Origin of the sequence: Actinomycetospora sp., from assembly GCF_036497585.1 — a bacterium.
Lineage (GTDB): Bacteria > Actinomycetota > Actinomycetes > Mycobacteriales > Pseudonocardiaceae > Actinomycetospora.
This window is the reverse complement of sequence record NZ_DASXJD010000256.1, coordinates 1-2,585: the sequence shown is the minus strand read 5'-3', so window position 1 is coordinate 2,585 and position 2,585 is coordinate 1. Positions and strand designations below refer to the sequence as shown.

Sequence of the window (2,585 nt, the reverse complement as noted above, 5' to 3'; positions counted from 1 at the left end):
GGCACCGGGCAGGGTGGCGACGAGCGCGAGCACGCCGTACACCACCGCAACGGTGACGCCCTCAGCAGCGCTCAGCCCGACCGCGCCGAACGCCCACGCGGCCGCACCCTCGCGCGGGCCCCAGCCGGCGATGTTCGCCGGTACAGCCGAGGCCAGCAGCACGACCAGTGCAAGTGGGAGCAGCCGACCCACCGGCAGCTCCATCCCGGTCACCCGCACCGCGATCACGAACACCGCGACGTGGCCCATCACGGCGACGGTGGAGGCGAGCACGATGCCCGGCCAGACCCGCCTCGAGAGGACCGAGCCGCGGAGGTCGCTGGTGACGGCGCGCGCGATCCGGGTCTGAAGGCGCCCTGGGTTCAGGCGCAGGAGTACGACGACCAGCGCGACGCCGGCGACGACCGCGACCACCCAGGCGACCACGACACGAAGCGAGCCTGCGGGCGGGGGCAGAAGGAGCAGGACGGCCACCGTCAGCAACGCCTGCACGGCCTGCCCCGACGCACGCTCCCACGCGACCGACCGCAGCCCCCGCCCCAGATCGCCGACGGCACGCCCGTGGAGCACGCCCCGGTGCACGTCGCCCATCACCCCGCCAGGAAGCGTGGAGTTGAGTAACTGGGACCGGTAGTAGGCACCCACCGCCGTCCGCAGAGGTACATCGACGCCAAGTCCGCCCGCGACAAGGCTCCACCGCCACGCACAGCACAACGTGGTCAGCGACGTGATCGCCATCGCGGCGGCGAGCGCCCAGGCAGTCGTCAGTCTGAGCCCGTCCACGAATGGGCCGGCGCCAACCCGCCAGACCAGGACGGCGAGGATCGCGGCGCCGCCCGCCAGGCGGGCCCAGGTCCAGATGCTTCGGCTGATGGCGGTGCCTCCGATCTCCTCGTTGTATCCCTCGTCAGTCATACGGGGGTCACTGGCTGCTGGTTCATCCGGTCACCCGGCGACTTCGGACAGCACGGCCGACAGCTCGCGCGAGGTCTGCGCCCAGTCCGAGAGTCTCTGTCGCCGCGACCGGGCCGCCGCGCGGAGCCGCTCGCGCTCCCGGGGGTCACCGAGCCAGCAACGCAACGTCTGCCCGAGAGTCTGCGGGTCGCCGGGCGGGACCAGCAGGCCGGGCCGGCTGCCGTCGGCTGCCTGGCCTAGGGCCTCAGGTACGCCACCGACCTCCGCGGCGATGACCGGAAGCCCGCGGGCAAGCGCCTCGGTGACGACCATGCCGTAAGTCTCCGCGCGCGAGGCCAGCACCAGGGCGTCCGCCTCTGCGTACACACGGTCGAGCTCGTCGTCCGCGAGCGGGCCGGTGAAGCACACCCGATCGCCGAGCCCCCTGTCCTCGGCCAGCAGTCGCAGCCGTGCGACGAACTCCAGGTCGAGGTCCAGCGCGCCGACGCAGACGCATCGCCAGACGGGGTCGTCGACCGTGGCCAATGCGTCGAGCAGGAGGTCATGGCCCTTGAGCGGGGTGACGCCTCCGACGCAGAGCAGCCGCCCGCCAGACGGGGTACCCGCCGCAACTTCGGCTGCATCGACGCCGGGCGGCACGACGTACACGCGATTCCCGCGCAGCGCGTAGTGGTCGCTCAGCCACCGCCGGGTCCACTGGCTCGTGACCACGATCGCGGACGCCGCCGACAGCGCCACGACCTCGCGCGGCTCGTCCCGCGGCATGTGCAAGAGGACGACGAGGCGCAGCCGGCCGGCTTCCGGCTCCAGCAGCTCCGGCACCACCGACGCGACCAGGCCGTCGACGAGAACCAGTGAGCCAGAAGGCATTTGGGCCAGCGCCGCAGCAACCGCCGCGCGCCCCGGCGCGTCGGGCCGGGGCCACCGGCCGGACACGGTGTGCTCGCGAACCGACCAGCCGAGCGCGGCAAGCCCGCGACAGGCCCGACGGTCGTACACGTTGCCGCCGCTCGGCCGCCGCGGGTCGTCGACCCCGTCGGGGACCACGACGTGCACCTCGTTCACAACGACATTTTTCACAGCGACCTTTCGTAGCTCGCCCACGCGATGTGCGACTCGCGCAGGGTCACCGCGATCCGGGCCAGCCCACTCGCGGAGTCCCCGAGCCCGCCGCCCTCGACACGGCTGGCGAGCCGGTCCGCGATCAGCCTCGCGAGGACCTCGGTGGTTGTGTTGCGCCCCGCCAGCTCCGGCACCTCGTCGAGGTTGCGATAGTTGAGGTCCGCCAGGACGCCACGCAGCGCCTCGGTGGCCCAGCCGATATCCACCACGATGTCGTCGGAGTCGAGCTCGGCCCGGGAGAAGGTCGCGTCCACGACATACGTCGCACCGTGCAGGCGCTGCGCGGGACCGAACACTTCGCCGCGGAGGCTGTGCGCGATCATCACATGGTCGCGGACGGTGACACTGAACATCGGTCCAACCCTTCGTCGTAGGTCAGCGTGTGGCAGAGCGCGCGGAGCCGGCCATCGGACAGTCGGGCCATCACGTCGGGCAGCTCGTCGAACGTCGATGCGCCGGTGAGCAGCGCGTCGAAGGCCGCGTCCCGAAGCAGGTCCAGCGCGAGCGCGCGCCGCTCGGCCGGGGTACGCCGTCCGCGCCGGGCCACC

The 2,585-nt window shown here is 72.4% G+C and carries 3 protein-coding genes and 1 pseudogene; all 4 read right to left on the bottom strand.

The genetic code is table 11. From position 1 onward, the window contains the following. On the bottom strand, positions 1-915 hold a 915-nt coding region (locus tag VGH76_RS26620; protein ID WP_331559788.1), incomplete at its 3' end, for a lysylphosphatidylglycerol synthase transmembrane domain-containing protein. A gap of 30 nt (positions 916-945) precedes the next feature. Further along, entirely contained in the window at positions 946-1,962 is a 1,017-nt protein-coding gene (locus VGH76_RS26615; RefSeq protein ID WP_331559787.1) for a glycosyltransferase family 4 protein, read from the bottom strand. A 29-nt stretch (positions 1,963-1,991) separates the two neighbouring features. After that, positions 1,992-2,390 carry a 6-carboxytetrahydropterin synthase gene (locus tag VGH76_RS26610; RefSeq protein WP_331559786.1) on the bottom strand — a complete coding sequence of 133 codons (399 nt, stop codon included), beginning with the start codon at positions 2,388-2,390 and terminating at the stop codon, positions 1,992-1,994. Next, positions 2,360-2,585 (bottom strand): annotated as a pseudogene (locus tag VGH76_RS26605) (dehydrogenase); the annotation flags it as partial. The pseudogene VGH76_RS26605 and the gene VGH76_RS26610, both read right to left, overlap by 31 nt.

Excerpts from the sequence above, each read along its gene's own strand:
- VGH76_RS26610 (WP_331559786.1), bottom strand. The coding sequence starts at position 2,390 with ATGTTCAGTGTCACCGTCCGCGACCATGTGATGATCGCGCACAGCCTC.